This window comes from Brevundimonas aveniformis DSM 17977, assembly GCF_000428765.1.
Taxonomy (GTDB): Bacteria; Pseudomonadota; Alphaproteobacteria; order Caulobacterales; family Caulobacteraceae; genus Brevundimonas; species Brevundimonas aveniformis.
In genome coordinates, this window is sequence record NZ_AUAO01000001.1 from 936965 (window position 1) to 962712 (window position 25748).

Sequence of the window (25748 nt, forward strand, 5' to 3'; positions counted from 1 at the left end):
GGCCCATCCATCGGCCGCACGACAGGCGGGTGAGTTGGGTCCGACATCGCTGTCCAACTGCGTTCGCACGTGCAGCGGCGCCATGGGCCCTCGGGACAAGCCCGAGGGTGACGGTGTGAAATGACCTCCCCCCTCAACGTCCCCGAACCTGATTTCATGGCCGAGGAAGAGGTCACCCTCTTCGCGGATTCCGTCGCGCGCTGGATCGACGACAATGCGCCGCCGGAAGAGGTCCAGAAGTGGATCGCCAACTCCTCAGTGCCGCGCGACCTGTGGAACAGGGCCGGGGAGGCGGGCCTGCTGAACATCTCGGCACCCGAGGCATACGGCGGCATGGGCGGCGACTATCGCCATGAGGTCGTGCTGATGCAGCAGCTGGGCCTGAAGGGGGCGGACCACTTCGGTGCCTCGCTGCATAACGCGATCGTCGCCCCCTACATCTGGCACTACGGCACCGAGGAGCAGAAACAGCGCTGGCTGCCGCGCATGGCCACCGGCGAACTGGTCGGCGCCATCGCCATGACCGAGCCGGGCGCCGGCTCCGATCTCCAGGGCGTGCGCACGACCGCGCGCAAGGAGGGGAACCAGTATGTGGTCAACGGCTCCAAGACCTTCATCACTAACGGCCAGCTGGCCAATCTGATCATCGTCGTGGCCAAGACCGATCCGGCCGAGGGTGCCAAGGGCACCTCGCTGATCGTGGTTGAGACCGACGGGGCCGAGGGCTTCGAGCGCGGCCGCAACCTCCACAAGATCGGCATGGAGGGCAACGATACCTCCGAGCTCTTCTTCAACGACGTGAAGGTCCCGGGTGACAACATCATCGGCGGCGGCGAAGGCATGGGCTTCGTCCAGCTGATGCAGCAGCTGCCGCAAGAGCGCCTGAACATCGCCGTCCAGGGCGTCGCCGCCGCCGAGCGCGGCCTGGCCGAGACGCTCGCCTACGTCAAGGAGCGCAAGGCGTTCGGCAAGCGGGTGATCGACTTCCAGAACACCCAGTTCAAACTGGCCGAGGTCAAGACCAAGCTGACGGTCGCCAAGGTGTTCGTGAACCACTGCATCGGCCTGCACCTGAAGGGTCAGCTGGATGCCGCCACGGCGTCGATGGCCAAATACTGGATCTCCGACATCCAGGGCGAGGTGTTGGACGAGATGCTCCAGCTGTTCGGCGGCTACGGCTATATGACCGAATACCCCATCGCCCAGCTCTACAAGGACGCCCGCGTCCAGCGCATCTACGGCGGCACCAACGAGATCATGAAGCTGCTGATCGCCCGGACGCTGTAGGGTCCGTCAACGGGATATTAGGCCACCCCTGCCATTCTGCTCCAAACAGGACGGCTAAAAGCCGCCGTGATGGGGTGTTTAGAGTATGTCTGAAGCGCTCAGCCGCGAAGACGAGGCGTTCGTCGCTGGACTGCGCCAGCGCCGCGAGTCCGTCATGGTGCGCGGTACCATCGTGGCGGTCGGAGCCTTCGCCTTTGAGCCGATCATTGGGAGTCTGACATCCCTGATCTGGGCCTCCACCTTCCTTGGTGTTCAGCTTTTTGAAGCCTGGCTGACAGGCCCCTATCGTCGTCCAGACCCAAAGCCGATGGGCACCGGGGCTCGTATTCTGGCCGTGCTCTGCCTCTTCCTGTCGAATACCGTCTATTGCTCGGTCGCCCTGATGATGTGGGGGCATGGCCTGCCCGGTGGGGCCTGTGCCATGCTGATCCTGGCCGGAGCCGCGGTCAGTGCCGTGATGAATACGGCAGGTTCACGCACCATTCTGGCGGCCAATTTGGCTCCCGCCGCCGCCTTCTTTGCGATGTCCCCCTGGCTCCTCCAGCAGGCGGGCGGTGATCCCAAGGCTGTTCTCACCCTGTCGCTGGCCTGTGTGATCTTCGCCGGCTTTGTGCTGGCGACTTACAATCAGACCCAGGTGATGGCCGAGGCCGAACGCCGCGCGCGCCGTACAGCCGAACATCGCCGGTCCGAGCTGGAAGGCGCTGCCGCCAGCAAGACGACCTTCATCGCCTCGGTCGGCCATGATCTGAGAACGCCGCTGTCCGCAATCCTGACGGGGGCGACAGAGATTCGCCGGACCGCCTCGGATGCGGCGGACCGCTCCAATGCCGAGCTCATTCTCGATGCCGGCGAGATGATGAACCGGTTGCTGGACGATCTGCTGGACCATTCCCGGCTGGAGGCCGGTCGGATGGAGATCGAACCGGTGGTTTTCAACCTGCGCGATCTGATCGCGCGCGCCAGTCGTTTCTGGCAGGGTCAGGCCCGCGCCAAGGGCGTGCGTCTGGTGGTCGAAGGTGGCCGCTTCCTGCCGGATTGGGTTGAGGCGGACCCGGTCCGCGTGCGGCAGATCCTCAACAACCTGTTGTCCAATGCGGTGAAGTTCACCGACGAGGGCGAGGTCCGCGTGCGCCTGAACGCCTGGCCCGCCGAGGATGGTCGTCATGCCCTCGTCATTGAGGTCGCCGACACGGGCCAGGGCATGGATGCCGAGCAGCAGAAGCGCCTGTTCAATGCCTTTGATCAGACCCGAAGTGGCGTCGCGCGCAGTCACGGGGGGTCGGGCCTGGGTATGTGGATCAGCCGCGGGCTGGCTCAGCTCATGGGCGGGCGCCTGACCGTGCGTAGCCAAAAGGGTGAGGGGACGACCTTCACCCTGGCGCTGGTCGTCGACGGTGCCGAAGCGCCGATCCTCATGCCCGTTCAGCCGGAGGTGCACCGCGTCGGTGCGGGCTTTACGCCCCTGGCCCCCGTTTTCAGAGCGGAGGAAACAGAACCTTCCGTCGTGTCGGAGCCGCTCGAGGTGGCGTCGTCAGATGTTCCGGATGCTGACGAGGACGAACGTCCCTTGCGGGTTCTGGTGGTGGACGACCATGACATCAACCGCCGGGCCGTTCAGCTGATTCTGGCTCCGTTGGGCTGTGACATTGCCCAGGCGGCTGACGGCAGGGCCGCCCTGGCCGCAGCTGAGGCCCAGCCTTTCGACGTCATCTTCATGGATGTGCGGATGCCGGAACTGGACGGACGAGAGACGACCCGCCGGTTGCGAGCCGTCGCAGGTCCCAATCAGTCCACCCCGGTGATCGCCGTGACCGCCGACACGGCACCCGAAGATGTCCGGGCCTGCGCTGAGGCCGGCATGACCTGGTTTGTCGGCAAGCCTTTGACGCCGGCTGCACTACTGGGCGCGCTCCAGGGGGTGCTGTCCGGTGAAAGCCGGTTTCACCACGAAGACGTTCGTGCCGCCTGAGGCGGCGGCACGCGTGCGGTTCGATCTAGAGCTGATCCAGCATGAATTCGGCCGACGAGACGCGGAATTCGCCGCCATCTTCGACATTTAACGCCTTCACGACGCCGTCTTCGATGATCATCGAATAGCGTTGGGACCGGCCCCCCATTCCGAATTTGGACGCATCCATCTCCAGGCCCAGGGCCTTGGTGAAGTCGCCATTGCCGTCCGCCAGCATGATCACTTCGCCGTTGATGTCCTGATCGGCAGCCCAGGCCCCCATGACGAAGGCGTCATTCACCGACACACACGCGATCTGGTCGATGCCCTTGTCACGCAAGGCACCGGCCCGATCCCGGAAGCCCGGAAGGTGGCGAGCCGAGCACGTCGGGGTAAAAGCTCCCGGCACGGCGAACAGGGCGGTCGTCTTTCCTGCGAACAGCGCATCGGTCTGAACCGCCTGGGGCCCGTCTTCGCCCATGGTCATCAGGGTTGCCGAGGGAACCTTGTCGCCGATGTTGATGGTCATGCCGCTCTCCGTCTTGGGCCAGGCCGGTCCGTCAGCGGCCGACGGCTCCGACATAGGTGTCACAGGCCACGAATCCAAGACGGCTTGTCGTTGGGAGCGCGGATCGCCATCATCGCGGCGTGTCCCATTCGTCCAGCCTCGTCGGCCGATTGCTTCTGGCCATGCCGAATATCGGTGACCCGCGTTTCGAACAGGCGGTGATTCTGATCTGTGCCCACGATGAGACGCATGCCATGGGTCTGCGTCTCAATGAGCCGCAGGGCGACCTCAGCCTCGGGCATCTGTTCGACAGGCTGGAGATCGGAGCCATGCCGCTTCACCGGGATCAGCGCGTCCTGGTCGGTGGGCCGGTCGAGACAGAGCGCGGCTTCGTCCTGCACACGGACGACTGTTTTGACCCGACGGCTTCGCTGGCCATCGACGGCGGCCTGGCGGTAACCGCGACCCGGGAGGTACTGTTGGCCATGACAGACCCCGCCACCGCCCCACGCCGCTCGGTGCTGGCGCTCGGCTATGCAGGCTGGGGCGAGGGTCAGTTGGAAACCGAACTGGTCGAGAATGCCTGGCTGGCCGGGGAGCCGGAAGACGACATCCTGTTCGATGCGGATCACGAAACGAAGTGGGCTCGTGCGATGGCGCGGATCGGCGTCGATGTGGTGCATCTGTCCGGCGACATCGGCCGGGCCTGACGGCGACCTATTCGGTCGAAAACTTGCGACAATTTAATCCACCTTTCGCGCTTGTAACTGGAGCTCGCCACCGGTCGTCCGCATGCCTGTCTGCGACAGGGAGACGAGTATGCGCATTGAGTTCATGGCGACAGGGGTCGCGGCCGTTCTGGCAACCGTTGCCGGGCCGGCCTGGGCCCAGGACACCGTGGGTACGGACCCCGTGGCCCCGCGTGCGACGGCCCCTGAAGGCGTAACGATCTTCGACGCGACCTTCTTTGCCGCCAACCAGCCGAACTCGGCCATGGATATGGTCGACCGGGTTCCGGGTTTTTCGTTCGACGAAGGAGACAATGTCCGGGGGCTGGGCGGAACGGCACCCAATGTCCTAGTCGATGGGCGGCGTCCGGCTTCGAAGTCGGAGCCCATGGAAGACACGCTGCGGCGTATCCCTGCAGGGCAGGTCCTGCGCCTGGAACTGATCCGCGGTGGCGCGCCCGGCATCGACATGCAGGGACAGCCCGTGGTGGTCAATGTGGTTCGCGTGCCGGGAGCCGGCGGCAACACGACCTGGGCGGTGGCTTCGGGCTGGTATCAGGATGGCCGGACGACACCGGCCATGCGCTTCGAGGGGGCGCGGCCCCTGTCCGGTGACCGACGTTTCGAATGGTCCAGCCTGATCTACACCTTCCTTGATGACGGTGCGGGTGAAGGCCCCCGGCAGCGTTACGACAGCACCGGCAGCCTGATCCGAGATGGATACTCGGATGAAACGGCGGGCGGGCGCGGTGGCACCTTCTCCGCCGGCTGGCAGCAGAATCTGGGGGGTGGCCGTCTCGCCCTCAACAGCCGACTTCAGGTCGAGGACTATGACTACGCGCTGGAGGATGCCGTTTTTGCGCCGGTGCCCGGTTCGCTGATCGTCGAGGATGATTACGCCCAGACCAATGGCGAGATCGGGGTGAACTGGCAGCGCCCCCTGGGCGAACAATGGCGACTGGAGGCCGTCGGCATCCAGCGTCTGCGCGGCTCGGACTTTGCCAGTGTCTTCAATACGGGAGCCAGCGACGGGGAGTTCACGGAGGACTCGACGTCGGGTGAATCCATCGGTCGTTTGACCCTGCGTCAGACACGCACTCCGACCTGGTCGCTGGAAGGCGGCGGCGAGATGGCGTTCAACTTCCTTGAGAGTGCCACGACCTACACCGAGAACGGTGTCCCCATTGTCCTGCCCTTCTCCGACGTTCGGGTTGAAGAGCTGCGCGGCGAGGTGTTCGCCACCTCGACCTGGCGGCCCACGAGCCAGTGGAGTTTGGAGCTGGGGATGCGGGCTGAGGTATCCACCATCACCCAGTCGGGGGACACCAATCTCGAGCGATCCTTCTTCTATCCCAAGCCCCGCGCTCTGGTGACCTGGACCCTGAACGAAGAAAACCAGATACGTCTGCGGCTTGAACGCGAAGTGGGCCAGTTGGATTTCGGCGACTTTGTCTCGTCGGCCGGCTTCACAAACGGTGTCGTCACCGCCGGCAATTCGGATCTGGAACCCGACAAGACCTGGGTGGCCGAGTTGGCCTGGGAGCGTAGCTTCTGGGACGAGGGGTCGCTGGTTGTCACCCTGGCCCATGAAGAGATCACCGACGCTTCGGATCGGGTGCCGATCTTCACCCTGACCGACGTTTTCGACGCGCCGGGCAATATCGGCGACGGAACCGAAGACAGCCTCGGTATCGACCTGACCGTGCCGCTCGGGCGTCTCGGAATCGCCGGCGGTCGGGTGCGGTTCCGCGGCGAATGGTCGGTCAGCGAGGTCCGTGATCCGACGACCGGTGCGCTTCGGCGTATGTCAGGCCAAGAACCGTTCGAGGGCGAGATCAACTTCACCCAGGCCCTACCGCAGTGGAATCTGCAATGGGGTGGCAACGCCTTCCTCGGGTTCACGGAGCGGCACTATCGGTTCGACACCGTCGAGACGATCGAGTTGGAGCCCTGGTACAACCTGTTTGCCGAGTGGCGCCATCGTCCCGACCTGTCGTTCCGCGTGGAGCTTCAGAACCTCTCGGGTCGCAATTTCATTCGCACGCGCGAGGTCTATGCCGGGCCGCGGGACGTTTCGCCGGTCGCCTTCACCGAGACGCGGGATCTGAACTTCGACCCCTTCATCTATTTCCGGATACGTCGCACCTGGGGGTAACCGCCCCGTTCGCCGTTAGCCCGCGGGATCGGTTCGACTGCCTTGCATTCGCTGGATCGTGTCCCGGGCTTGATCGCGGGTTGCACGCCGGTCCCCGACGGTCTGGCAGACCCGCTCGCGACGGTTGGAGCCCTGGACTCGACGCCAATCACAGATGACGCGGTCAAGATTGCCGCCATCGCCCGAGCGTTCACCCTCGCTGACCTCATTGTCGCGGTCTTCCGCCTGTTGGGCCTCAGTCTGGGGAGGCTCTGGCCGCTCTGCCTCGGGTGGGGGTTGCAGGCCTGACGCAAACAGACCGATTGCTGCAAGCGTAACAATCATTCCAGCGATCCTTGATGGATTCCTTGGGTCACTTTGCGCCCAATTCGAGGGGCATCCAAGGCCTGTTCTAGGGGGTGCCCCACAGACGCAGCAGCACGCCGATCGACTTGTCGAGTAGCAAGCGGGTGTCGCCTGCGGGTGTGGCAGAGCGCACACGTTCCAGGTCGAACAGAAGCTCCCGCTGGTCGTCGCGCCGGACGAGGCTCTCGATCCAGCCGACCGCGGCCAGACGTTCTCCGCGCGTGACCGGGGTGACCTGATGAAGCTGCCCCGTCGCATACAGCACCGCGTCGCCTGCCCTTGGCCGATGTTCGCGCTCTCCATCCAGCCCGTCGAGCATCAGCGCCCCGCCCTCGTAGGTGTCGGGGTCCGACAGGAACAGGGTAAAGCTCATGTCGGTTCTGAGCCGCCCGCCGTCCTCAGCGGCCATGAAGGCATCGTCAGTATGCACCCCATAGGCGTCACCGAGCTGGTAGCGGGAAAACATGATCCGCGACCAGGCGGCGGGTCGGGCATAGGCCGCAAAGACCGGATGCCGCGTCAAGGCATCGCGCACGAACCGCCGCAGGGGTTCGGCCCCCGGATCAGCGCCGACCGCCTGTTGGTTGTGCTTGACCTTGCGCGCAATTGGCCCGGCGGTGGCCTTGCCGTCCTGGAAGGGGATCGCCGCCAGCCCCTCTCGCACCCGCGCCACATCTTCGGGAGTTAGAACCTGAGCCAGTGTCAGCATGGGTGGATCGTTCGCCCATTCCTCTCGAGGGCGCAAGGCCTTTGGTGAGAATGACTTGCAAAGTAATCGTGGAGGGGTAGGGTCGCGCCAACATTCAGGAGATACGTCCCATGACCTTCCGTCCCAAGCTCTGGATCACTCTGGGGGCCACCCTGGCGCTGACAGCCGCCTGTTCCGAACAGGGGCATCCGGGCGGGGAGACGGGTGGCGAGTCGGGCGGCGAGGGTGGCGCGGCCGCCCAGGGCGAGAATGAGGGTGGCGGCGGTGCCGGCGTTGGCGAAGCCGGGGCCGCAGCGGGCTATGCCGGTGTTCCGGCTGACAGTCTTCTGGCGCTTCGCATCGCGCATCTGAAGGGTTTCTTCCTGGTCGCCCAACGGGCCCAGGCCGTTGAGGGTGATGCCTCGGCGGCGGCTCTGGCCGGTCAGGGGCTGGCCGAGGTCTATGATCCGTCGCCGGCGGCTTTTGGCGACGCCAATCTCGACGCAGCCGTTCTGAGGCGCGCTGCGGAAACAGGCTCGGAGGCCGACCTGGCCGCGGCCGTTGCGGCGCTCGAGGCCGCCCAGACCGCTGCCGGCGGCAATGCCGGTGTCGTGGTCGGGGCTCTGTCTGATATCTCGGCCGGCCTCTATCGCGAGATCGCGGTCGATGGCGCGGTGGATCCCGTCGAATACCAACACGCCCTGGGTGCCGCCATGGCGGCGCAGGCGACCGCTCAGGCCGCAGGGCTGCCTGCTCAGACGCTTTCCGACACCCAGGCGCTCGTCGCCATGTGGCGCGGTGTGACCGCGCCGGACGAGGCGTCGACGCTCACTCCGGCCGGTCAGGTCCAGGCCCAGGCGTCGCGTATTCGACTGGCCGTGGGGTCTTAGGCCTCGGCGGTACAGATGATTTGATTTCGCCCCTCGGTATCCGCTGGGGCGAAGTCGAACGCCAGCTCGATGGTCTGGCCCTCGGAATTGATTCGCCCTCGGGTCACGCGCCGGACCTCGCCGTCGATGACGGCGAGATCACCCTCGACCTCGATCCGCCGGTTCTCGCTGACGCTCAAGGTGCCTTCCTTGCGGCCCTCTCCCTTGACGATCAGGGTGTAGATGTCGGTGTTGACGCCCATTGTCCCGTAGGGGGTGTCGAGGTCCCGGTTTGGCCCGATCAGGGTGCAGGCATAGTCCCGCTGGGGCAGGCGATTGCGGCCCGCCATGGCATCGACCAGCTCGGTCGCCTCGCCGGCGGTCGCCCGCGCATCGCCGTCTGATCCCGGACGCTCGTTCCCCAGGCCGGGAATGTCACAGCCGACCAAAGCCATCATGGCTATGCCGACGAACAGAATGTGTTTCATGCGCCGCCTCCACAGCTGAGGTTAGCGCGCCCACGACCCGCCGCAACCTTGATTTCCTGACGGCATTGGCTCATAAGCCGCCGCTTCCGGCGCAAGTGAACCCTCGCGCCTCCCTCGACACGACCCCATCTTCCGGTTCCCGGGATGTTGGCTGAGGTCGAGGAGGACCCCCGTCGACGCGAACGTCCACGGGGGCTGAGGGCGTTTGAGCCATAGGAGAAGAGATGTTCGAGGCTCTGAACGAGCGACTTTCAGGCGTCTTTGACCGGATCACCGGTCGCGGCGTGCTGACCGAGGCCGATGTCGACACCGCCATGCGCGAGGTCCGCGTCGCGCTGCTCGAGGCCGATGTCGCCCTGCTGGTGGTCAAGGACTTCATCGCCACCGCGCGCGAGAAGGCGACCGGTGAGGAAGTCATCCGTTCGGTCAAGCCGGCGGACCAGGTCATCAAGATCGTCCATGATGGCCTGATCGAGATGCTGGGCGGTGACACGCCTGAAGGCCTGAACCTCAACGCCACGCCGCCGGTCGTCATTCTGATGGCGGGCCTGCAAGGCTCGGGCAAGACGACCACGTCGGCCAAGCTGGCCCGTCGCCTGTCCAAGGTTGAGCGCAAAAAGGTCCTGATGGCCTCGCTCGACACCCGCCGTCCCGCCGCCATGGAGCAGCTGGCGACTCTGGGCAAACAGGTTGAGGTCGAAACCCTGCCGATCGTCGCGGGCCAGTCGCCCGTCGAGATCACCAAACGCGCCCTGCAATCGGCCAAGCTCCAGGGCTATGACGTCCTCATCCTCGACACCGCCGGTCGCACCACGATCGACGAGGCCCTGATGGCCGAGGCGGCGGAGATCGCCGCCATCGCCAAGCCGACCGAGACGCTGCTGGTCGCTGACAGCCTGACCGGTCAGGACGCGGTGCGCACCGCCGAGGCCTTCCACGAGCGTCTGCCCCTGACCGGCCTGATCCTGACCCGCGCCGACGGGGATGGGCGCGGCGGCGCCATCCTGTCGATGCGCGCGGTAACGGGCCTGCCGGTCAAGTTTCTGGGCGCCGGCGAGGCCGTCGATGCGCTGGACGCCTTTGATGCCCGCCGCGTGGCAGGTCGCATCCTGGGCCAGGGCGACATCGTCGCCCTGGTAGAAAAGGCGGCGCAGGACCTCGATCAGGCCAAGGCCGAAAAGGCCGCGCGCAAGCTGGCCCAGGGCAAGTTCGATCTCGATGACCTGGCCAGCCAGCTGGCTCAGATGAAGAAGATGGGCGGCCTTGACGGGATCATGGGTCTGTTGCCGGGCGTGGCCAAGATGAAGGGCCAGATGGCCCAGGCCGGACTCGATGATCGGCTGATTGACCGTCAGCAGGCGATCCTTTCATCCATGACCAAGGGCGAGCGCAAGAAGCCCGACATTCTGAATGCCTCGCGCAAACGTCGGATCGCGGCGGGCTCGGGTGTCGATGTGGCTGACATCAACCGCCTGCTGAAACAGCACCGCCAGATGGCCGATGCAGTCAAGGCGATGAGCAAGAACGGCGGGCGTGGTTTCGGCCAGATGGCCAAAATGCTCACCGGCGGCGGCATGGGCGGCCCGGACATGGCGCGGCTCAAAGCCATGGGCGGCGGCAAGATGCCCGAACCCACCGAAGCCGATCTCAAGGCGCTCCAGGACCGCATGGCGGCTCTGGGCGGCGGACAACTTCCCGGCGGACTTCCCGGTCTGCCCGGCTTTCCTCCCAAGAAAAACTAGACCTCAAGGACCTCTGAAATGCTCAAAATTCGTCTCGCCCGTGGCGGTGCCAAGAAGCGCCCCTACTACCACATCGTCGTCGCCGACAGCCGCTCGCCGCGCGACGGTCGCTTTCTGGAAAAGGTCGGCTCCTACAATCCGATGCTGCCGCGCGACGGCGAGCAGAAGCGTGTCAACCTGAACGTTGAGCGCATCCAGCACTGGCTTTCCAAGGGTGCCCAGCCGACCGACCGTGTCGCCCGCTTCCTGAGCCAGGACGAGACCCTGGGTGCCACCGTCAAGTGGCAGGCCGGCAACAACCCGAACAAGGCCAAGCCGGGCAAGAAGGCTGAAGAGCGCGCCGCCGAGCGCGCCCAGCGTGAAGCCGATCGCGCCGAGGCCGAAGCCGCCGCCAAGGCCGCCCCGGCCCCGGAACCGGTCGAGGAAGAAGCGGCTCCGGCTGCTGAAGAAGCTCCGGTCGAGGCCGCCGTCGAGGAAGCGCCCGCAGAAGCCGCTGCCGAAGAAGCCCCGGCCGAGGAAGTCGCTGCTGAAGAAGCTCCGGCTGCCGAAGAAGAAAAGACCGAAGGCTAAAACCTTCGTCCCGACGACAAGGAAAGGCGGCCCCCCTCGTGGGTGCCGCCTTTCTGCTATGAGGTGCATATGAGCGACAATCTTATCCTCGTCGGACAGGTCGGCGGTGCCTTCGGCGTGCGCGGCGAAGTCAAGATCACCGCCTTCACCGATGATTCCATGGCACTTGTCGCCTATTCGCCGCTGTTAAGGGCTGACGGCTCCGTTGCCCTGACCCTGACGGGGGCTCGCCCCGACAAGAAGGGCGTCGTCGCCCGCGCCCAGGAGGTCGCCACCAAGGAACAGGCCGATGCCCTGCGCGGCCTCAAGCTCCACGTCCCGCGCGATCGCCTGCCCGAACCCGATGAGGACGAATTCTACCTCAGTGACCTGATCGGGCTGGAAGTCCGCGACGTCTCAAGTGCTGTGCTGGGCAAGGTGCGTTCGGTCCCCAATTTCGGTGCAGGCGACCTGCTGGAAATCGCCCCGGCGGGCGGCGGTCAGACCTGGTACCTCGCCTTCACCCGCGCCAATGTGCCCGAGTTGCACATCGCCGACGGCTGGCTCGTGGTTCAACCGCCGACGGTGGACGAGACGGAGGTAGAGTAAGATCTAGCCTCGCGCCAGGGCGATGCCCTTGGTGACGATGATCTCAGCCAGTCGGGCACCTGGGATCACCAGGGTCGCCGCCTCGACCCCCGCGTCGATCAGAAACGCCGGGTCCAGCACCTTGCCGAGATAGGTTTCAAACGTCGCGCCGCCGGTCGTGACATCGCCGGTCAGGCCGTCGAACTCCACCACCGCCTCCTTGCCCTGGCGACGATAACGGAAGGCGTAGATGGGCCGGTAGTATAGCTCCACTGCCTCGACCCGGATCTTTTCTTCGATCACCCGATCCGCCTCAATGCGGGTGATGACGCCCGACAAGGCATCGCGGATCAGCTCCGGTGCCTTGGCCACCGGCGGCACGACGATGGTTTCCTCGCCTGCCGCCGCCTGCAGCCGATCAGCCTCCACAGCGATGCCCTCAAAGCCCAGGTATTTCGACAGGGTCGCATCCGGCTGGCGCGTCAGGGCATCGTACAGGCTCTCTTTTCTGACCGCCTCGCGGCACGTCTCCAGCCCTTCAAAGGTGATCTGGCCGTCCACCGCCGTCAGGGTCTGGCCATAGGCCGCGACCGTCTCGACCGCCGCCGGCACCGCCACCGGATAGCGGCGCGTGCGCTCGTAGACATAGTCCGCCGCCGAAACCAGCCGCCAGAACGGCTGTAGCCGCCGCTCGCGATAGACCAGTTCGAACTCGTCTTCCTTCGGCTTGCTCAGAAAACCGGTCACCTTGGCCAGGGTACCGAAGGCGTCGATCCGCTTGGTCGAGGCCCGACCCTCGGCGTGATCCATCGAGAACCGATCCTTGAGGATCAGAAACCGCTCATCCGCCAGTTCGACGTTCATGGCTCAGCCTTTCGCCGGTTGGGTGCAAGCATATGCGCCCCGGCCGGGCTGGAGCGCAACCGCCACCTAGCCCATTGCCTCGACGCAACTCCGCAGGTCCGTCAAATCCTGCTCGGACAGCTGACGGCGCCCGACGACCGCCTCCGCCGCCTGGGCGACGCGGGCGGTGGCCTGGTCCGGCGTCAGGCCGAGCGCGGCGATCGCCGCCTGTTCGCGGTCGTTCCAGAAGGCGGCCCCGGACGTTCGCACCTGGGCGTCCAGATCGGCGGGCAGGGGCTCCATCTGGCCGCCGATGCGCCCGGCCACGACAGCGGTGAACAGCGCATTGCAGCGGAAGGCCTGATCGGCCTGTTCCGGCGTCAGCGACGCGGGGGTCATCGCGGCATCGCTCCCCGCATCTGGTGCCGCCGAGGCCGTGTCGGTACCGGCGGGGGCCTCGGCCTGCGTCGTGTCGTCCGCCGCCGGGCTGCAGGCCGCGAGCGAGGCAGCAGCGCCCAGGATCAGGATGGTTCTCAGGGTCATCGCCATCGCTCCTTGTAATCAGCCTTCAGCGGGCGTCTCGCGTCCGACCATGACGCCGGACGTCGCCCATTCAGCCTCGATCGTCGGCGGCGCGCGGTCCTTCAGCCAGCACACGGGGTATTCGGCCTGGACCCCGGCCTGGACCCAGGTGAAGGCCTGGCACTCTTCATTGGCCACGCAGGCGGCTTGACAGGCCTCGGCGTCGACGACCTCATAGAGGGTATCGATATCCCCGCCGGGCCGGTCAAAACCGACCTCCAGCTCTCCGGGAGCGCCTCCGCCGGCGGCTGTCGTCGATGTCGTCGGGGGTGGCGTCGCCGAAGCCTCGCCCGCCGCCGCTCCGCCCGCCGTCGCCCCTTCCGTCCCTGTCTCTGTGCCGCTGCTCTGGCCGCATGCGACCAGCCCCAGCAGGGCCACAACCGTCGCCAGTCCCGTCAGAACTCTCATCGATCCACCTCCCAATGGCTGCACTATCCATACTAGATACGCAGGTTCGATGAAAAGCCGGACGCGGCGCCTTGCGTGGCCGCAGCGCCACACCATCTCAGCGCTGAAGGGTCGGCGCGTTGCTTGCATGAGGACGCCCTGTCGGCCTGATCCGCTTTTGAACAAAGGGATACGCCTTGAATCTCGACACCTATTCCGATCGCGCCAAGTCCGCCGTCCAGTCGGCCCAGTCGCTGGCCCTGGCCCGCCGGCACCAGCAGTTCGCGCCCGAGCATCTTCTGAAGGTGCTGCTGGAGGAGCGCGACGGGCTGGCGCGCGGCCTGATCACCGCCGGCGGCGGCGATGCCAAACGCGCCGAGGCCGATATTGAAACCGCCCTCAGCAAGCGCGCCCAGGTCCAGGGCGGCTCGGGTCAGCTCTATCTCGACGGCGACACCGCCCGCGTCTTCGCCGCCGCTGAACAGGCGGCGAAAAAGGCCGGCGATCAGTTCGTCACCACCGAACGTCTGCTTCAAGGCCTGGCCAAGGAGGGCGGCGTCGCCGCCACCGTGCTCAAGGCCGCCGGCGTAACCCCGGACAAGCTGGACGCCGCCGTCAATGACCTTAGAAAGGGCAAGACCGCCGACAGCGCCTCGTCCGAAGACGGCTATGATGCGCTCAAACGCTATGCCCGCGACCTGACCCTGGCGGCCGCCGACGGCAAGATCGACCCGGTCATCGGCCGTGACGAGGAAATCCGTCGCACCATCCAGGTTCTCGCCCGCCGCACCAAGAACAACCCGGTCCTCATCGGCGAACCCGGCGTCGGCAAGACCGCCATCGTCGAGGGTCTGGCCCTGCGCATCGTAAATGGCGACGTGCCCGAATCCCTGCGCGACAAGAAGGTCATGGCGCTCGACATGGGTGCCCTGATCGCCGGGGCGAAATATCGCGGCGAGTTCGAGGAGCGGCTGAAATCGGTGCTGACTGAGGTCGGCGCTGCCGAAGGCGGCATCATCCTGTTCATCGACGAGATGCACACCCTGGTCGGTGCCGGCAAGTCCGACGGCGCCATGGATGCGTCGAACCTGCTCAAGCCCGCCCTGGCGCGCGGCGAGCTGCACTGCGTCGGCGCCACCACGCTGGATGAATACCGCAAGCACGTCGAAAAGGACGCCGCGCTGGCCCGTCGCTTCCAGCCGGTCATGGTCGAGGAGCCGTCGGTCGAGGACACCATCTCCATCCTGCGCGGCCTGAAGGAAAAGTACGAGGTCCACCACGGGGTGCGCATTTCCGACAGCGCCATCGTCGCCGCCGCCACCCTGTCGAACCGCTACATCACCGACCGCTTCCTGCCCGACAAGGCCATCGACCTGGTCGATGAGGCCGCCAGCCGCGTGCGCATGGCTGTGGATTCCAAGCCCGAGGCGCTGGACGAAATCGACCGCCGCCTGGTCCAGCTCAAGATCGAACGCGAGGCCCTCAAGAAAGAGAGCGACAGCGCTTCCCAGGCCCGCCTCGAAAAGCTCGAGGACGAGATCGCCGACCTCGAAGGCCAGTCTGACGACCTGACCGCCCGCTGGAAATCCGAAAAGGACAAGGTGGCCGGCGGTGCCCAGCTGCGCGAGACGCTGGACCGCCTGCGCGCCGAACTGGCCAACGCCCAGCGCACCGGCGACCTCGCCCGCGCCAGCGAGATCGCCTACGGTCAGATCCCGCAGATCGAAAAACAGCTCGCCGACGAAAACAGCGCCGCCGACGACGCCTCGCCCCTGACGCCCGAGGTGGTTGACGCCGAACAGATCGCCGCCGTCGTCGCCCGCTGGACCGGCGTGCCGGTCGAAAAGATGCTGGAGGGCGAGCGCGAAAAACTGCTGCAGATGGAGACCGCCCTGATGGGCCGCGTGGTCGGCCAGGACGACGCCCTGGTCGCTGTCTCCGACGCCGTCCGCCGCGCCCGCGCCGGCCTCAACGACCCCAACCGGCCGCTCGGCTCCTTCCTCTTCCTGGGGCCGACGGGCGTGGGCAAGACCGAGCTGACCAAGGCCCTGGCGGAGTTCCTCTTCGACGACGAGGCGGCGGTCACCCGCATCGACATGTCTGAATATATGGAGAAACACTCGGTCAGCCGCCTGATCGGTGCCCCTCCGGGCTACGTCGGCTATGACGAGGGCGGCGTCCTGACCGAGGCGGTGCGTCGGCGCCCCTATCAGGTCGTGCTGTTCGATGAGGTCGAAAAGGCCCACCCGGACGTCTTCAATGTCCTGCTCCAGGTGCTCGACGACGGCCGCCTGACCGACAGCCAGGGCCGCACCATCGACTTCAAGAACACCCTGATCATCCTGACCTCCAACCTCGGCTCGGCTGCCCTGGCCGACCAGCCCGAGGGCCAGGACATCGAGGTCGTGCGCCCGCTCGTCATGGACGCCGTGCGCGCCCACTTCCGGCCTGAGTTCCTCAACCGCATCGACGAGATCATCCTGTTCCGCCGCTTGGGGCGCGAACAGATGGGCGGCATCGTCAAGATCCAGCTCGCCCGCTTCGAAAAGCTGCTGGCCGACCGCCGCCTCACCCTGTCCCTCGACGACAGCGCCCGCGCCTGGCTCGCCGACCGCGGCTACGACCCGGTCTATGGCGCGCGCCCCTTGAAGCGCGTCATCCAGAAGGAGCTGGTCGACCCGATTGCGCGCAAGCTGCTGGCCGGCGAGATCGCGGACGGGGCGGTGATTAGCGTGTCAGCGGGCGAGGATGGGCTGGAGATCGGGAAGGCGGCGGTGCATTAGACCGCCCCCTCCAACTTAATTGGCGACCTGAATTTTCAGGAAATCCAAAGCGATCAGTTCGGTCAGCAGCTCTGTGCCAATCGACCTCGGGTTATCCATCGAGAATTCGATGTAACCGATATCTCTGTAATCCGAGGCGAAATTAACGCTCGCCTCCTTGAGAATAACGATTTTTCGGCCCCATAGGACGCTGGCTGCGCCTAGCTCATAGATCACATTCTCGGAGGGCCGGTGCAGTTCCTTGTCGTTGGCGTCTTTGAACGTTTCGTCGGGGGTGAAGACGAAAATTCCAGCCGAACACTCCTTCATCAAGCCGGCAACTTTCTCGGAGATTGGGCGCCCCGCATTCGGCTCATCCACGGCTACGACGTAGGGGACCTTGAAGCGATCCAAGACTCGCTTGACCGCGTCGAGCGCGTCATGACGTTTACCGTGAGCGACAAAGATCTTTTTCGGCCCGGTTTGAACTGGTTCGGCGCGCACTGCGGGCGGAACTGGCGTTTCGCGCTCGGCCTTACCTGGCTCCTCAGAGGGCGGGGCGTCCTCAAAATTGTCAGATTGCGGCTCGGCTGAAGCACCAAGCTTGGCCGTCTCCAGGGCCACATAGTTCTCACCCTTGATCGTACGAAGAACCCCTACAAACTTTGCATTGGCAAGCAGGATACCCACAACGCGTTCCGTGCGTTCTTTGGGGACGCCGAGGTCGACCAAAACCGACGCAGCAATCTTTTCGCTCGGGAAGCGCGCGCCATCGTATCGGGTCAGAAAATCCTTACAGACTCTAGGCAGCAATGCGGCCTGCGCCGCGGCAACCGAGTCGTCGCCATCCTCGCGCGGCGCAACTATACGTCTGCCCAACTCGGTTAGTTTGATCTCTTGGGCGTTATATCCGCCCTCGGTCAATCCATAGGCAATCGACGCGCCCGTCAATCCACGCCACCCGCCGCTACTCGGCTTCGTGTCAAGCGCCTCCGCAAGTTGGATCGGTCTTGCCGCCTTTCCCGCAAAATCATCCCAAAGGCATCGCGCCAAGCGAAGCGCCTTTTCCAGCTCCATACCGGGCACATCTGTTTGGCTTAGGCGCGGCTGTCGCTTGTTATCTTCTGTGTTTGTTTCCGACATGTTCGGTCTCCGTTCCAATTATAGAAACCAGAGATTCGCGAACGAGTCTAGCGCAACCCTTGCGGCCGCTTCACAAATGGCGTTCACGGTTGAAAATAGTATTATAAAACCAGATACATAAGAATTCTAAACCGTAAGTGTCCGCGCCCGCTACGCCGCCGGCCCTTCGAGGCTAGGGAGCCGGGCGCCCGCAACAGAGAGACACTCTCTTCTAGCGCCCCCTTGTCATCCCGGCCGCAGCGCGCAGAGCCGGGACGCCCCGCTCTCCCCTTTCGTCATCCTCCGGCAAGCCGCGTAGCGGCGCAGACCGGGGGACCCAGAGCGATCCGAGCAACCAGCATGGGCGTCGAACATCGCACTGGATCCCCGGGTCTCCGCTTTGCTTCGCCCGAGGATGACGAAAGAAGAGGGACCACACCCCCCTTTCGTCATCCTCCGGCAAGCCGCTTCGGCGGCGCAGACCGGGGGATCCAGAGCATCGCCTGACGTCGCGCCGGCGTCTCGGACTGTCCTGGATCCCCGGGTCTCCGCTTCGCTCCGCCCGAGGATGACGAGAGTAAAGCGAGGCGCTAGCCTTCGCCCATGCCCACCCACCGCACCTTCATCGCCACCTACATCATGGCGAGCCAAAGGAACGGGACGATCTACACCGGCATGACGGCCAACCTGTATGCGCGGGTGTGGAAGCACAAACAGCACGTCTGGCAGGGCTTTACCGACGACTACGCCTGCGAGCGGCTGGTCTGGTTCGAGCAATACGCCTGGGTGGTCGACGCCATCGCCCGCGAAAAGCGCATCAAGAAATGGCTGCGGCGCTGGAAGCTGGCGCTGATTGAAAAAGACAATCCCGACTGGAACGACCTGGCGGCGGACTGGTACCCCGTCAACGATCCTGACTGGCAACCCCCGCCGGAAGCTGACTGAGCGCACCCCTTCCTTTCGTCATCCTCCGGCAAGCGGCGAAGCCGCGCAGACCGGGGGACCCAGAGCGATCAGCCAGGGCGAGCGCGGGTATCGAGCGTTGCACTGGGTCCCCCGGTCTCGCTGTGCTCGCCGGAGGATGACGAAGGCGATGAGGCCCGGGCCGGCCACGCGGGATCATAGGGAGCAAGCACAACCGGTCTGGGCATCGGCGCATCCTGTCGCGGCGCAGGGCTGGGGGCGATGGCGCCCGGCGACCACCCCCTCCCATCAGGAGGGGGAGAAGACAGGTGGGCTATCGCGCCCTCTATCCCCGCATTTTTTCAGAAAATTCCCCATCCGATCAGCCGCATCGCATTTTCTTGCCCCAACTAACGCCCGCCCGTTTGCGGCTCCCGCATACTCGCCCGGTCCCCACGCCAGGGGAGGGCGCATGGCCAGCGACCTTGTTGGGGCGGGGATGCGGACTGAGCGGATAGCGGCGGGGCGGAGTACCCGTTGGTTCCGGGACCTGTCTCGTTGGGACAGGCCCGACCGTCCGGGGCCAGAACAGCTGCGTAGTCTCTAAAAGAGGCGCCGAGCAGGGGCTCCGGGAAAACAGACCGCGGCGGAGCGCCCTCTTCAGGTCGAAACGCAAAACACACCTACGGTCACCGGACCCGAAGTCCGGCGCTCCGCCCGCCCTCCCACCTTCGCAGCCGAGGCGCGAGGCCGATGAGCCATGCCCGTCTCCCACAAGGCGAGAAAGGATCGCCAGTCGCCACTCACTACTCATGCCGCCTCAATCCCTCTACCCTGCCGGCCATGATCCAGACCCCCAAACTCCTCGCCGGCGGTAATCCGCAGATCGCCAAGGGCTATGGCGACGCGCCTGTTCGGGCCTGGATCGCCGCCGCGCCCGGTTGGAAGTCGACGATGGGGGCCGAGATTGACGCGGTGGTCACGCGCCTGGTGCCCGGCGTGTCCAAGGCGGTGAAATGGAACACGCCGCTGTATGGCGTCGGCGACGGGACCTGGTTCCTCAGCTTTCACGCCATGACAGAGTACATCAAGGTCGCCTTCTTCGCCGGGGCCGAGTTGGACCCGCCGCCGCCGGTCGGCTCGACCCAGCCGCGCGTGCGCTATCTGCATCTGCATGAGGGCGAGGCGGTCGACACGCCTCAGATCACCGCCTGGATCCGGCAAGCGGCGGCCCTGACCGGAGAGAAGATGTGAGCCGCTCCCCCGACATCGACGCCCGCCTAGAGGCGCTGGACGACTGGCGCGGCGAGACGCTGGGCGCCTTGCGCGATCTGATCCACGCCGCCGATCCCGAGGTGGTCGAAACGGTCAAATGGAGAAAGCCGACCAATCCGCGCGGCGTGCCGGTCTGGGAGCACGACGGCATCGTCTGCACCGGCGAGGTCTATAAGGACAAGGTCAAACTGACCTTCGCCAGGGGCGCGTCCCTGAAGGATCCGAAGGGTCTTTTCAACGCCAGTCTGGACGCCGGCACCCGCCGCGCCATCGACATCGCCCAGGGCGAAACGATCGACCCGGCGGCCTTCAAGGCCCTGTTCCTGGCCGGCGTCGCCGCCAACCGAAAGGGCGCATGAGCCTGACCCTCTACATCGACGCCGACGCCTGCCCGGTGAAGGACGAATGCTACCGCGTGGCCGAGCGGACGGGACTGAAGGTCTTTGTCGTCTCCAACGGCTGGATCAACACCCGCCGCGCCGCCTTCATCGAACAGATCGTCGTCGATGAGGGGCCGGACGTCGCCGATGACTGGATCGCCGAGCGAGCGGGGCCGGGCGACATCGTCGTCACCTCCGACATTCCGCTGGCGGACCGCGTGCTGAAATCCGGTGCCCAGGCGATCAAGCCGAACGGCCAGCCCTTCACCGCCGACAGCATCGGCTCGGCCCTCGCCGGGCGCATGGTCGGCGAGCACCTGCGCTCGATGGGCGTGGCCACCTCCGGCCCGCCGCCGTTTTCAGCCAGGGACCGCTCGGCCTTCCTCCAGGCGCTCGATCGCGCTGTCGTCGTCGCCCGCCGCGTGGCCACGTCGTGAGCGCCCCGGTCCACATCATCGGGGCCGGCCCCGCCGGGCTGATGGCCGCCGAGACCCTGGCCGGGCGCCGCCTGTCGGTCGTCGTCCATGACCGGATGCCCTCGGTGGCGCGCAAGTTCCTGATGGCCGGGCGCGGCGGCCTGAACCTGACCCATTCCGAAGGGTTCGAAGATCCAGCCCGCTTCCTCGCCCGCTATGGCCCCGCGGCGGATCGCATCCGGCCCTGGCTGGACCGTTTCGGCGCCGCCGAGCTGAGCGCCTGGGCCGAAGGTCTGGGGCAGCCGGTCTTCACCGGCTCATCGGGTCGCGTCTTTCCCCGCGCCATGAAGGCCTCACCGCTGCTGCGCGCCTGGCTGGCCCGGCTGGCGGATCAGGGCGTCGAGGTCTGTAGCCGTTCCCGCTGGCTCGGCTGGCGCGGCCAGGATCTGGTGTTCGACACCCCGGACGGCGAGCGGGTGGAGCCTGCGGCCGCCGTTATCCTGGCCATGGGCGGTGCCAGTTGGCCGCGCCTCGGCTCGGACGCCGCCTGGGTCGAAACGCTCAAAGGGCGGGGGGTTCCGGTCCTCCCGTTCCAGCCCTCCAATGTGGGCTTCGACGTCGCCTGGTCGCCGGTCCTGATCGACCGCTTCGCCGGTCAGGCGCTCAAGCCGGTGACCCTGACCCACGGCGACCAGAGCGTACGCGGTGAGGTCATCCTGACCCGCTACGGGCTGGAAGGCGGGGCGGTCTATGCCCTGTCGGCGGCCTTGCGTGACGCCATCGCGCGGGACGGTTCTGCGACCCTCGTCGTCGATCTGCGCCCGGACCTGGCCATCGAGGCGCTGGCTGCCCGTCTGGCCCGGCCGCGCGGCAAGGACAGCGTGACCAATCACCTGCGCAAGGCCGGCGGCCTGTCGCCCGCCGCCATCGCCGTTCTGCGTGAGATCGGCGAGGTCCCGCCCGGCCCCGACAAGCTGACCCGCCGCATCAAGGCCATCCGTTTGAAGCTCACCGGCGTCCAAGGGCTGGACCGCGCCATCTCGTCCGCAGGCGGCGTGCCGTTCGACGCCGTCGATGACGGCCTGATGCTGAAGGAGCACCCCGGCGTCTTCGTCGCTGGCGAAATGCTGGATTGGGAAGCGCCGACCGGCGGCTATCTGCTGACGGCCTGCCTGGCGTCGGGCGTCATCGCCGGTGAGGCGGCGGCGGACCGGATCAAAGGAGAACGGGCCTGACTACCAGGTCGGGCGCAGTGAAAATTGAACGGCGACAAACCCCTCGGTGGCGTCGCGGTCGATGCCCGAGCCTCCGTGAACACCCTCAGCCGTCACCTCGCGGTGGACATAGCCGAACGAGGTCTGGGTATCGCCGCGCCGCCAGGCCACACCGATCTGGGCGTCGCCGATGAAGGCCCCGGTGTCGTGGCTGAGCTGACGGTTCCAGCCCTCCATGCCGCGCGCCCAGTTCAGACCGACGGCCGTGCCGGTGCCGGCCGCGAACAGGTACCAGCGGCCCTGATCCTCTTCGTAGGCGTCGTCGCCATCGGCGACCTCGAGCTGGCCGACCCGGATCGTTGCCCCGGCCTCAGCCGTGCCGCCTTCGGCGTTGACCCCGAGCCCGGCGTGCGGGGTCAGTTCGAACTGGACGCTGCCGGCTTCACCGGCGACCAGCGGCCATGCCCGGATATAGGTGACGTCGCGCTGGGCAGCCTCGAAGCGGGCGCGTTCGATCGAGCCTTCGGGAAGCGGTGTTGCCAGGTCGCCCTGGCGGTAACGGATCTGTTCGATGGAGCCGTCGGTCTGGCGTTGCCAGACGCCGCGCTGCTGGGCCGCGATCAGGCCGTCAGAGCCCGAGAACAGGGCGCGCTCCATATAGCGGGTGTCGGCTTGCCGGTTCAGGGCGTCGACCCCCAGAGGGTCTTGCCCGTCGGGGACCATCTGGACGGGCGTTCCGAGCGTCCACCGTGCGCTGAGGTCGGCGTCCTGGGCCGAAGCGCAAAAGGCAGCGCCGGTCCCGATCAGAACCGTCGCAGCCCCCGCCAGACTTCTAACGTCGAGTACCACCGACGTCTCCCCGCTATTGCTTAGCGTTTGACGAGACAGAATGACTCGTCCTGACCGGGCTGGCAAACTCTTACCTCACGGAAGCGTTCCCACAACGCAAACCTCTATTGGCAGGCGAGGCATTCCTCGTAGTCGGTCTTGGCCACCGCAAAGAGGTCGGGCTGGTTCGGATCAATCTCCGCATCGGCCTTGTCCTCGGCCCCAGCGAAGGCGGCCCGCTGAACCGATTTGGAACGCAGGTAGTAGAGGGACTTCATCCCCTTTTCCCACGCCTGCCAGTGCAGCATGTGCAGGTCCCACTTGTCGATATCGCCCGGCAGGAAGACGTTGACCGACTGGGCCTGACAGACGTCCGGTGTCCGGTCCGCGGCCAGTTCGATGACCCAGCGTTGGTCCAGCTCGAAAGCCGTCTTGTAAACCGCCTTTTCGTCCTCGGTCAGACCCTCCAGGTGCTGGACGGACCCTTCATGGGCCAGGATCGACGACCAGACGGCCTCGGTGTTCAGGCCGCGCGCTTCCAACAGATCCTCGAGGTAGGGGTTCTTGACCGCGAACGAGCCGGACAAGGTCTTGTGGGTATAGATGTTGGCCGGGATCGGCTCGATACCGGCCGAGGTGCCGCCGCAGATGATCGAGATCGAGGCGGTCGGGGCGATGGCCAGTTTGTGGCTGAACCGCTCCATGGCTCCGCGTTCGGCGGCGTCCTCACAAGCGCCCTTCTCTTCAGCCAGAAGGCGGCTGGCCTTGTCGGCCTCGCGGCGCAGGTGTTTGAACAGCCGCATGTTCCAGCTCTTGGCCATGGCCGACTCAAAGGCCACGCCCTGGGACTGAAGGAAGGAATGGAAGCCCATCAGGCCCAGCCCCACCGACCGCTCGCGCTTGGCCGAATAGACGGCGGCCGCCATGGCCGGGGGCGCGCGGTTGATGAAATCCTGAAGCACGTTGTCCAGGAAGCGCATGACGTCTTCGATGAAGCGGGGCTCGTCGCGCCACTCCAGGAACGTCTCGGCATTGACCGACGACAGGCAGCAGACGGCTGTGCGGTCGACACCCAGGTGGTCGGCCCCCGTGTGCAGCATGATTTCCGAACAGAGGTTCGACTGCTTGACCGAAAGCCCCAGGGCCTTCTGGTGATCCGGCATCATCCGGTTCACCGTGTCCGAGAAGATCAGATAGGGCTCGCCGGTGGCCAGGCGGACCTCGAGGATCTTGGTCCACAGGGCGCGCGCATCGACGGTTTTGCGGACCTCATTGGTTTTGGGCGAGATCAGGTCAAACGTCGTGCCGTCGCGCACCGCCTCCATGAAGGCGTCGGTGACATTGATGCCGTGGTGAAGGTTCAGGGACTTGCGGTTGAAGTCGCCCGAGGGTTTGCGGATCTCAAGGAACTCTTCGATCTCGGGGTGATGGATATCCAGATAGACGGCGGCCGAGCCGCGACGTAGCGATCCTTGCGAGATGGCCAGGGTGAGGCTGTCCATCACGCGGATGAAGGGGATGATGCCCGAGGTCTGGCCCGCGCCCTTGACCTTCTCGCCGATGGAGCGGACGCCGCCCCAGTAGGTGCCGATGCCGCCGCCGTTCGACGCCAGGGCGACGTTCTCGTTCCAGACGTTCTGAATGCCGTCCAGCGAATCTCCGACGGCGTTGAGGAAGCACGAGATCGGCAGGCCGCGATCCGCCCCACCGTTCGACAGCACCGGTGTCGAGGGCATGAACCACAGGCGGCTCATGTAGTCATAGACGCGCTGGGCATGATCGGCGTCGTCGGCAAAGGCGGTCGCGACGCGCGCGAACATGTCCTGATAGCTTTCGCCAGGCAGCAGATAGCGGTCTTCCAGCGTCTTTTTGCCGAAGTCGGTCAGAAGGTCGTCGCGGGTGCGATCGACTTCCACCTTGCGGACGAGCGACAGGGCCGGCGCGTCCGTTCGCGCGGCCTCCGCTTCCTGGATCGAAAACTCGTTCCGCATCAACGCTTCACTGCCAGCCATACCGTATTCGCCCCAATCTCGATGGTCGTTCAAATCCGGTGAAAACCACCGCATCTGGTAGGACCGCGTGCCCCAAGGTCCATATGTAGGGGGACATAACCCTAACGAGGCGTCAACGGCTTGACGCAAGGTTTGCTTGATTCGTGATCTGAGGATTGCCCCGGTTTGGGTCGGGGTCGAACAATCATGGGATCTGGGCCGAGATCACAATTCCGTGATGACCGCTTTGCGGGAACCGCGGCCAAGCGTAGCCGTTCGCCATCCATGCCGATCACCATACCCCTGACCTCGCGCCTCAAATCATCCACGTTGCGGGTGTTGCGATTTGCGCGAGACGAATTGGGCGTTGTGGTGGCCCTGGGCGTGGTCGCCGGTGGCGTGGCCGTCTTCTCTGAACTGGCAGAGGACCTCGTCGAGGGCGAGAACCAGACCTTCGATCAGGCGGTCCTGGCCTGGACCCACCCGAACGCCGATCCGCGCGATCCCATCGGCCCGGACTGGCTCGAAACGGCCATGCTCGACTTCACCTCGCTCGGGGGTCTGGCGGTGCTGGTCCTATTTGCCTTGATCGCGGTCGGATTCCTGCTGATGCAGAAACGCCCCTGGTCGGCCCTGATGCTGGCGCTGGCGCTGGGCGGCGGCTTGATGCTGAGTGAGATGTTCAAGGGGCTGTTCGACCGGGGCCGTCCGCCGGAAATCTATCAGGTGGTCGAAACGATCAACGCCAGCTTCCCGTCCGGCCACACCCTGATGTCGACGGTCTTCTATCTGACGCTGGGGGTGATGCTGGAGCGCGTCTTCGCCCGACGACGGCTCAAGGTCTATGTGATCAGCGTCGCCATCCTGATCGCCGGCCTGGTGGGAATCAGCCGGGTCTATCTAGCCGCGCACTGGGCGACAGATGTGCTGGGCGGCTGGTCGCTCGGCGCGGCCTGGGCCATGGTCTGCTGGCTGGTGGCCTATGGGATTCAGCGCCGGCAGGCTCACCACGGCCAATCGACAGGTCAGATCGGCGGCTTCGACGGGGTGTAGGTCGCCTATCCCCAGACCCCAACATTTTGTGAACAGTTGGGGTGCTATACCCCACTGGTTGATTCCGGCCAGATGCTGCTAGGTTGGATTCGCA

Annotated in this window: 25 protein-coding genes; 15 read left to right on the forward strand and 10 right to left on the reverse strand. The window is 65.6% G+C overall.

Going from position 1 to position 25748, the window contains the following annotated elements; translation table 11 throughout:
* The first annotated feature begins 120 nt into the window (after positions 1–120).
* Positions 121–1287, forward strand: coding sequence for an acyl-CoA dehydrogenase family protein (locus G391_RS0104830; protein ID WP_029086520.1), 1167 nt, complete (start codon positions 121–123; stop codon positions 1285–1287).
* An 85-nt stretch (positions 1288–1372) separates the two neighbouring features.
* Positions 1373–3259, forward strand: coding sequence for a hybrid sensor histidine kinase/response regulator (locus G391_RS13850; RefSeq protein ID WP_051257115.1), 1887 nt, complete (start codon positions 1373–1375; stop codon positions 3257–3259).
* A gap of 25 nt (positions 3260–3284) precedes the next feature.
* On the opposite strand, the gene G391_RS0104840 is transcribed toward G391_RS13850, so the two are convergent.
* The gene (locus tag G391_RS0104840; protein ID WP_029086521.1) at positions 3285–3767 is read right to left on the reverse strand and encodes a peroxiredoxin; all 483 of its coding nucleotides are present in this window, start codon (positions 3765–3767) and stop codon (positions 3285–3287) included.
* A gap of 161 nt (positions 3768–3928) precedes the next feature.
* Here G391_RS0104840 and G391_RS0104845 point away from each other — a divergent pair, with 161 nt between their 5' ends.
* Entirely contained in the window at positions 3929–4456 is a 528-nt protein-coding gene (locus tag G391_RS0104845) for a YqgE/AlgH family protein (protein WP_051257159.1), read from the forward strand.
* A 109-nt stretch (positions 4457–4565) separates the two neighbouring features.
* A complete protein-coding gene (locus tag G391_RS13855; protein ID WP_051257116.1) occupies positions 4566–6629 on the forward strand; it encodes a TonB-dependent receptor plug domain-containing protein in 2064 nt (687 codons plus the stop codon).
* Positions 6630–6644: 15 nt separating this feature from the next.
* On the opposite strand, the gene G391_RS15090 is transcribed toward G391_RS13855, so the two are convergent.
* Together G391_RS15090 and G391_RS0104860 are read right to left on the reverse strand one after the other, a co-directional pair.
* Positions 6645–6953: a hypothetical protein gene (locus G391_RS15090; protein WP_051257117.1), complete on the reverse strand. Its 309-nt coding sequence runs from the start codon at positions 6951–6953 to the stop codon at positions 6645–6647.
* A gap of 67 nt (positions 6954–7020) precedes the next feature.
* Positions 7021–7683 (reverse strand): Fe2+-dependent dioxygenase, encoded by a 663-nt coding sequence (locus tag G391_RS0104860; RefSeq protein WP_029086523.1) that lies wholly within the window; start codon positions 7681–7683, stop codon positions 7021–7023.
* Positions 7684–7793: 110 nt separating this feature from the next.
* Here G391_RS0104860 and G391_RS0104865 point away from each other — a divergent pair, with 110 nt between their 5' ends.
* Positions 7794–8552 (forward strand): hypothetical protein, encoded by a 759-nt coding sequence (locus tag G391_RS0104865; protein ID WP_029086524.1) that lies wholly within the window; start codon positions 7794–7796, stop codon positions 8550–8552.
* On the opposite strand, the gene G391_RS0104870 is transcribed toward G391_RS0104865, so the two are convergent.
* On the reverse strand, positions 8549–9019 hold the full coding sequence (locus G391_RS0104870; RefSeq protein WP_029086525.1) for a hypothetical protein: 471 nt from the start codon (positions 9017–9019) through the stop codon (positions 8549–8551). The two genes, G391_RS0104865 and G391_RS0104870, sit on opposite strands and share 4 nt — an antisense overlap.
* A gap of 224 nt (positions 9020–9243) precedes the next feature.
* Between G391_RS0104870 and ffh the strand changes: the two genes are divergently transcribed.
* The 3 genes from ffh (at position 9244) to rimM (ending at position 11919) form a co-directional block, all read left to right on the forward strand.
* On the forward strand, positions 9244–10761 hold the full coding sequence (gene ffh, locus G391_RS0104875; protein ID WP_029086526.1) for a signal recognition particle protein: 1518 nt from the start codon (positions 9244–9246) through the stop codon (positions 10759–10761).
* Positions 10762–10779: 18 nt separating this feature from the next.
* The gene (rpsP, locus tag G391_RS0104880; RefSeq protein WP_029086527.1) at positions 10780–11331 is read left to right on the forward strand and encodes a 30S ribosomal protein S16; all 552 of its coding nucleotides are present in this window, start codon (positions 10780–10782) and stop codon (positions 11329–11331) included.
* 69 nt (positions 11332–11400) lie between these two features.
* Entirely contained in the window at positions 11401–11919 is a 519-nt protein-coding gene (rimM, locus tag G391_RS0104885; protein WP_035303590.1) for a ribosome maturation factor RimM, read from the forward strand.
* 3 nt (positions 11920–11922) lie between these two features.
* Here the strand turns inward: rimM and G391_RS0104890 are convergent, their stop codons facing one another.
* The 3 genes from G391_RS0104890 to G391_RS0104900 all read right to left on the reverse strand — a co-directional run bounded on the left by G391_RS0104890 (position 11923) and on the right by G391_RS0104900 (position 13731).
* Complete coding sequence (locus tag G391_RS0104890; RefSeq protein ID WP_029086529.1) at positions 11923–12762, reverse strand: hypothetical protein; 840 nt, start codon at positions 12760–12762, stop codon at positions 11923–11925.
* Between the two features lie 66 nt (positions 12763–12828).
* Positions 12829–13284: a hypothetical protein gene (locus G391_RS0104895; protein WP_156893839.1), complete on the reverse strand. Its 456-nt coding sequence runs from the start codon at positions 13282–13284 to the stop codon at positions 12829–12831.
* Between the two features lie 18 nt (positions 13285–13302).
* The gene (locus G391_RS0104900; protein WP_029086531.1) at positions 13303–13731 is read right to left on the reverse strand and encodes a PAN domain-containing protein; all 429 of its coding nucleotides are present in this window, start codon (positions 13729–13731) and stop codon (positions 13303–13305) included.
* A gap of 176 nt (positions 13732–13907) precedes the next feature.
* Between G391_RS0104900 and clpB the strand changes: the two genes are divergently transcribed.
* Positions 13908–16493: an ATP-dependent chaperone ClpB gene (gene clpB, locus G391_RS0104905; RefSeq protein ID WP_029086532.1), complete on the forward strand. Its 2586-nt coding sequence runs from the start codon at positions 13908–13910 to the stop codon at positions 16491–16493.
* 15 nt (positions 16494–16508) lie between these two features.
* On the opposite strand, the gene G391_RS0104910 is transcribed toward clpB, so the two are convergent.
* Positions 16509–17615, reverse strand: coding sequence for a TIR domain-containing protein (locus G391_RS0104910; RefSeq protein ID WP_084169122.1), 1107 nt, complete (start codon positions 17613–17615; stop codon positions 16509–16511).
* 582 nt (positions 17616–18197) lie between these two features.
* Here G391_RS0104910 and G391_RS0104915 point away from each other — a divergent pair.
* From G391_RS0104915 to G391_RS0104935, 5 genes are all read left to right on the forward strand, one after another.
* A complete protein-coding gene (locus G391_RS0104915; RefSeq protein WP_029086534.1) occupies positions 18198–18539 on the forward strand; it encodes a GIY-YIG nuclease family protein in 342 nt (113 codons plus the stop codon).
* Positions 18540–19340: 801 nt separating this feature from the next.
* Entirely contained in the window at positions 19341–19751 is a 411-nt protein-coding gene (locus tag G391_RS0104920) for a DUF1801 domain-containing protein (protein WP_035303591.1), read from the forward strand.
* The gene (locus G391_RS0104925) at positions 19748–20131 is read left to right on the forward strand and encodes a DUF1801 domain-containing protein (protein WP_029086536.1); all 384 of its coding nucleotides are present in this window, start codon (positions 19748–19750) and stop codon (positions 20129–20131) included. The genes G391_RS0104920 and G391_RS0104925 overlap by 4 nt, the downstream gene beginning before the upstream one ends.
* Positions 20128–20589: a YaiI/YqxD family protein gene (locus G391_RS0104930; RefSeq protein WP_029086537.1), complete on the forward strand. Its 462-nt coding sequence runs from the start codon at positions 20128–20130 to the stop codon at positions 20587–20589. Before G391_RS0104925 ends, G391_RS0104930 begins: the two co-directional genes overlap by 4 nt.
* A complete protein-coding gene (locus tag G391_RS0104935) occupies positions 20586–21803 on the forward strand; it encodes a TIGR03862 family flavoprotein (RefSeq protein ID WP_211226467.1) in 1218 nt (405 codons plus the stop codon). Before G391_RS0104930 ends, G391_RS0104935 begins: the two co-directional genes overlap by 4 nt.
* On the opposite strand, the gene G391_RS15095 is transcribed toward G391_RS0104935, so the two are convergent.
* Entirely contained in the window at positions 21804–22631 is an 828-nt protein-coding gene (locus tag G391_RS15095) for a lipid A-modifier LpxR family protein (RefSeq protein ID WP_156893840.1), read from the reverse strand. It lies immediately after the preceding gene.
* Between the two features lie 104 nt (positions 22632–22735).
* Positions 22736–24622, reverse strand: a complete 1887-nt coding sequence (locus G391_RS0104945; protein ID WP_029086539.1) for a ribonucleoside-diphosphate reductase subunit alpha — start codon at positions 24620–24622, stop codon at positions 22736–22738.
* A gap of 264 nt (positions 24623–24886) precedes the next feature.
* Between G391_RS0104945 and G391_RS13870 the strand changes: the two genes are divergently transcribed.
* Positions 24887–25654, forward strand: a complete 768-nt coding sequence (locus tag G391_RS13870; protein WP_051257120.1) for a phosphatase PAP2 family protein — start codon at positions 24887–24889, stop codon at positions 25652–25654.
* The last annotated feature ends 94 nt before the right edge of the window (positions 25655–25748 follow it).

Bases quoted from the DNA above. Each gene is read 5' to 3' on its own strand.
- rimM (WP_035303590.1), top strand. From the start codon at position 11,401: ATGAGCGACAATCTTATCCTCGTCGGACAGGTCGGCGGTGCCTTCGGC.
- G391_RS0104915 (WP_029086534.1), top strand. From the start codon at position 18,198: ATGCCCACCCACCGCACCTTCATCGCCACCTACATCATGGCGAGCCAA.
- G391_RS0104830 (WP_029086520.1), top strand. From the start codon at position 121: ATGACCTCCCCCCTCAACGTCCCCGAACCTGATTTCATGGCCGAGGAA.
- G391_RS0104920 (WP_035303591.1), top strand. From the start codon at position 19,341: ATGATCCAGACCCCCAAACTCCTCGCCGGCGGTAATCCGCAGATCGCC.
- rpsP (WP_029086527.1), top strand. From the start codon at position 10,780: ATGCTCAAAATTCGTCTCGCCCGTGGCGGTGCCAAGAAGCGCCCCTAC.
- G391_RS0104945 (WP_029086539.1), bottom strand. From the start codon at position 24,622: ATGGCTGGCAGTGAAGCGTTGATGCGGAACGAGTTTTCGATCCAGGAA.
- G391_RS0104840 (WP_029086521.1), bottom strand. From the start codon at position 3,767: ATGACCATCAACATCGGCGACAAGGTTCCCTCGGCAACCCTGATGACC.
- G391_RS0104890 (WP_029086529.1), bottom strand. From the start codon at position 12,762: ATGAACGTCGAACTGGCGGATGAGCGGTTTCTGATCCTCAAGGATCGG.
- G391_RS0104870 (WP_029086525.1), bottom strand. From the start codon at position 9,019: ATGAAACACATTCTGTTCGTCGGCATAGCCATGATGGCTTTGGTCGGC.
- G391_RS0104930 (WP_029086537.1), top strand. From the start codon at position 20,128: ATGAGCCTGACCCTCTACATCGACGCCGACGCCTGCCCGGTGAAGGAC.
- G391_RS0104845 (WP_051257159.1), top strand. From the start codon at position 3,929: ATGCCGAATATCGGTGACCCGCGTTTCGAACAGGCGGTGATTCTGATC.
- G391_RS13855 (WP_051257116.1), top strand. From the start codon at position 4,566: ATGCGCATTGAGTTCATGGCGACAGGGGTCGCGGCCGTTCTGGCAACC.
- G391_RS0104860 (WP_029086523.1), bottom strand. From the start codon at position 7,683: ATGCTGACACTGGCTCAGGTTCTAACTCCCGAAGATGTGGCGCGGGTG.
- G391_RS13870 (WP_051257120.1), top strand. From the start codon at position 24,887: ATGCCGATCACCATACCCCTGACCTCGCGCCTCAAATCATCCACGTTG.
- G391_RS0104895 (WP_156893839.1), bottom strand. From the start codon at position 13,284: ATGACCCTGAGAACCATCCTGATCCTGGGCGCTGCTGCCTCGCTCGCG.
- G391_RS0104910 (WP_084169122.1), bottom strand. From the start codon at position 17,615: ATGTCGGAAACAAACACAGAAGATAACAAGCGACAGCCGCGCCTAAGC.
- G391_RS15090 (WP_051257117.1), bottom strand. From the start codon at position 6,953: ATGATTGTTACGCTTGCAGCAATCGGTCTGTTTGCGTCAGGCCTGCAA.
- ffh (WP_029086526.1), top strand. From the start codon at position 9,244: ATGTTCGAGGCTCTGAACGAGCGACTTTCAGGCGTCTTTGACCGGATC.
- G391_RS13850 (WP_051257115.1), top strand. From the start codon at position 1,373: ATGTCTGAAGCGCTCAGCCGCGAAGACGAGGCGTTCGTCGCTGGACTG.
- G391_RS0104900 (WP_029086531.1), bottom strand. From the start codon at position 13,731: ATGAGAGTTCTGACGGGACTGGCGACGGTTGTGGCCCTGCTGGGGCTG.
- G391_RS0104865 (WP_029086524.1), top strand. From the start codon at position 7,794: ATGACCTTCCGTCCCAAGCTCTGGATCACTCTGGGGGCCACCCTGGCG.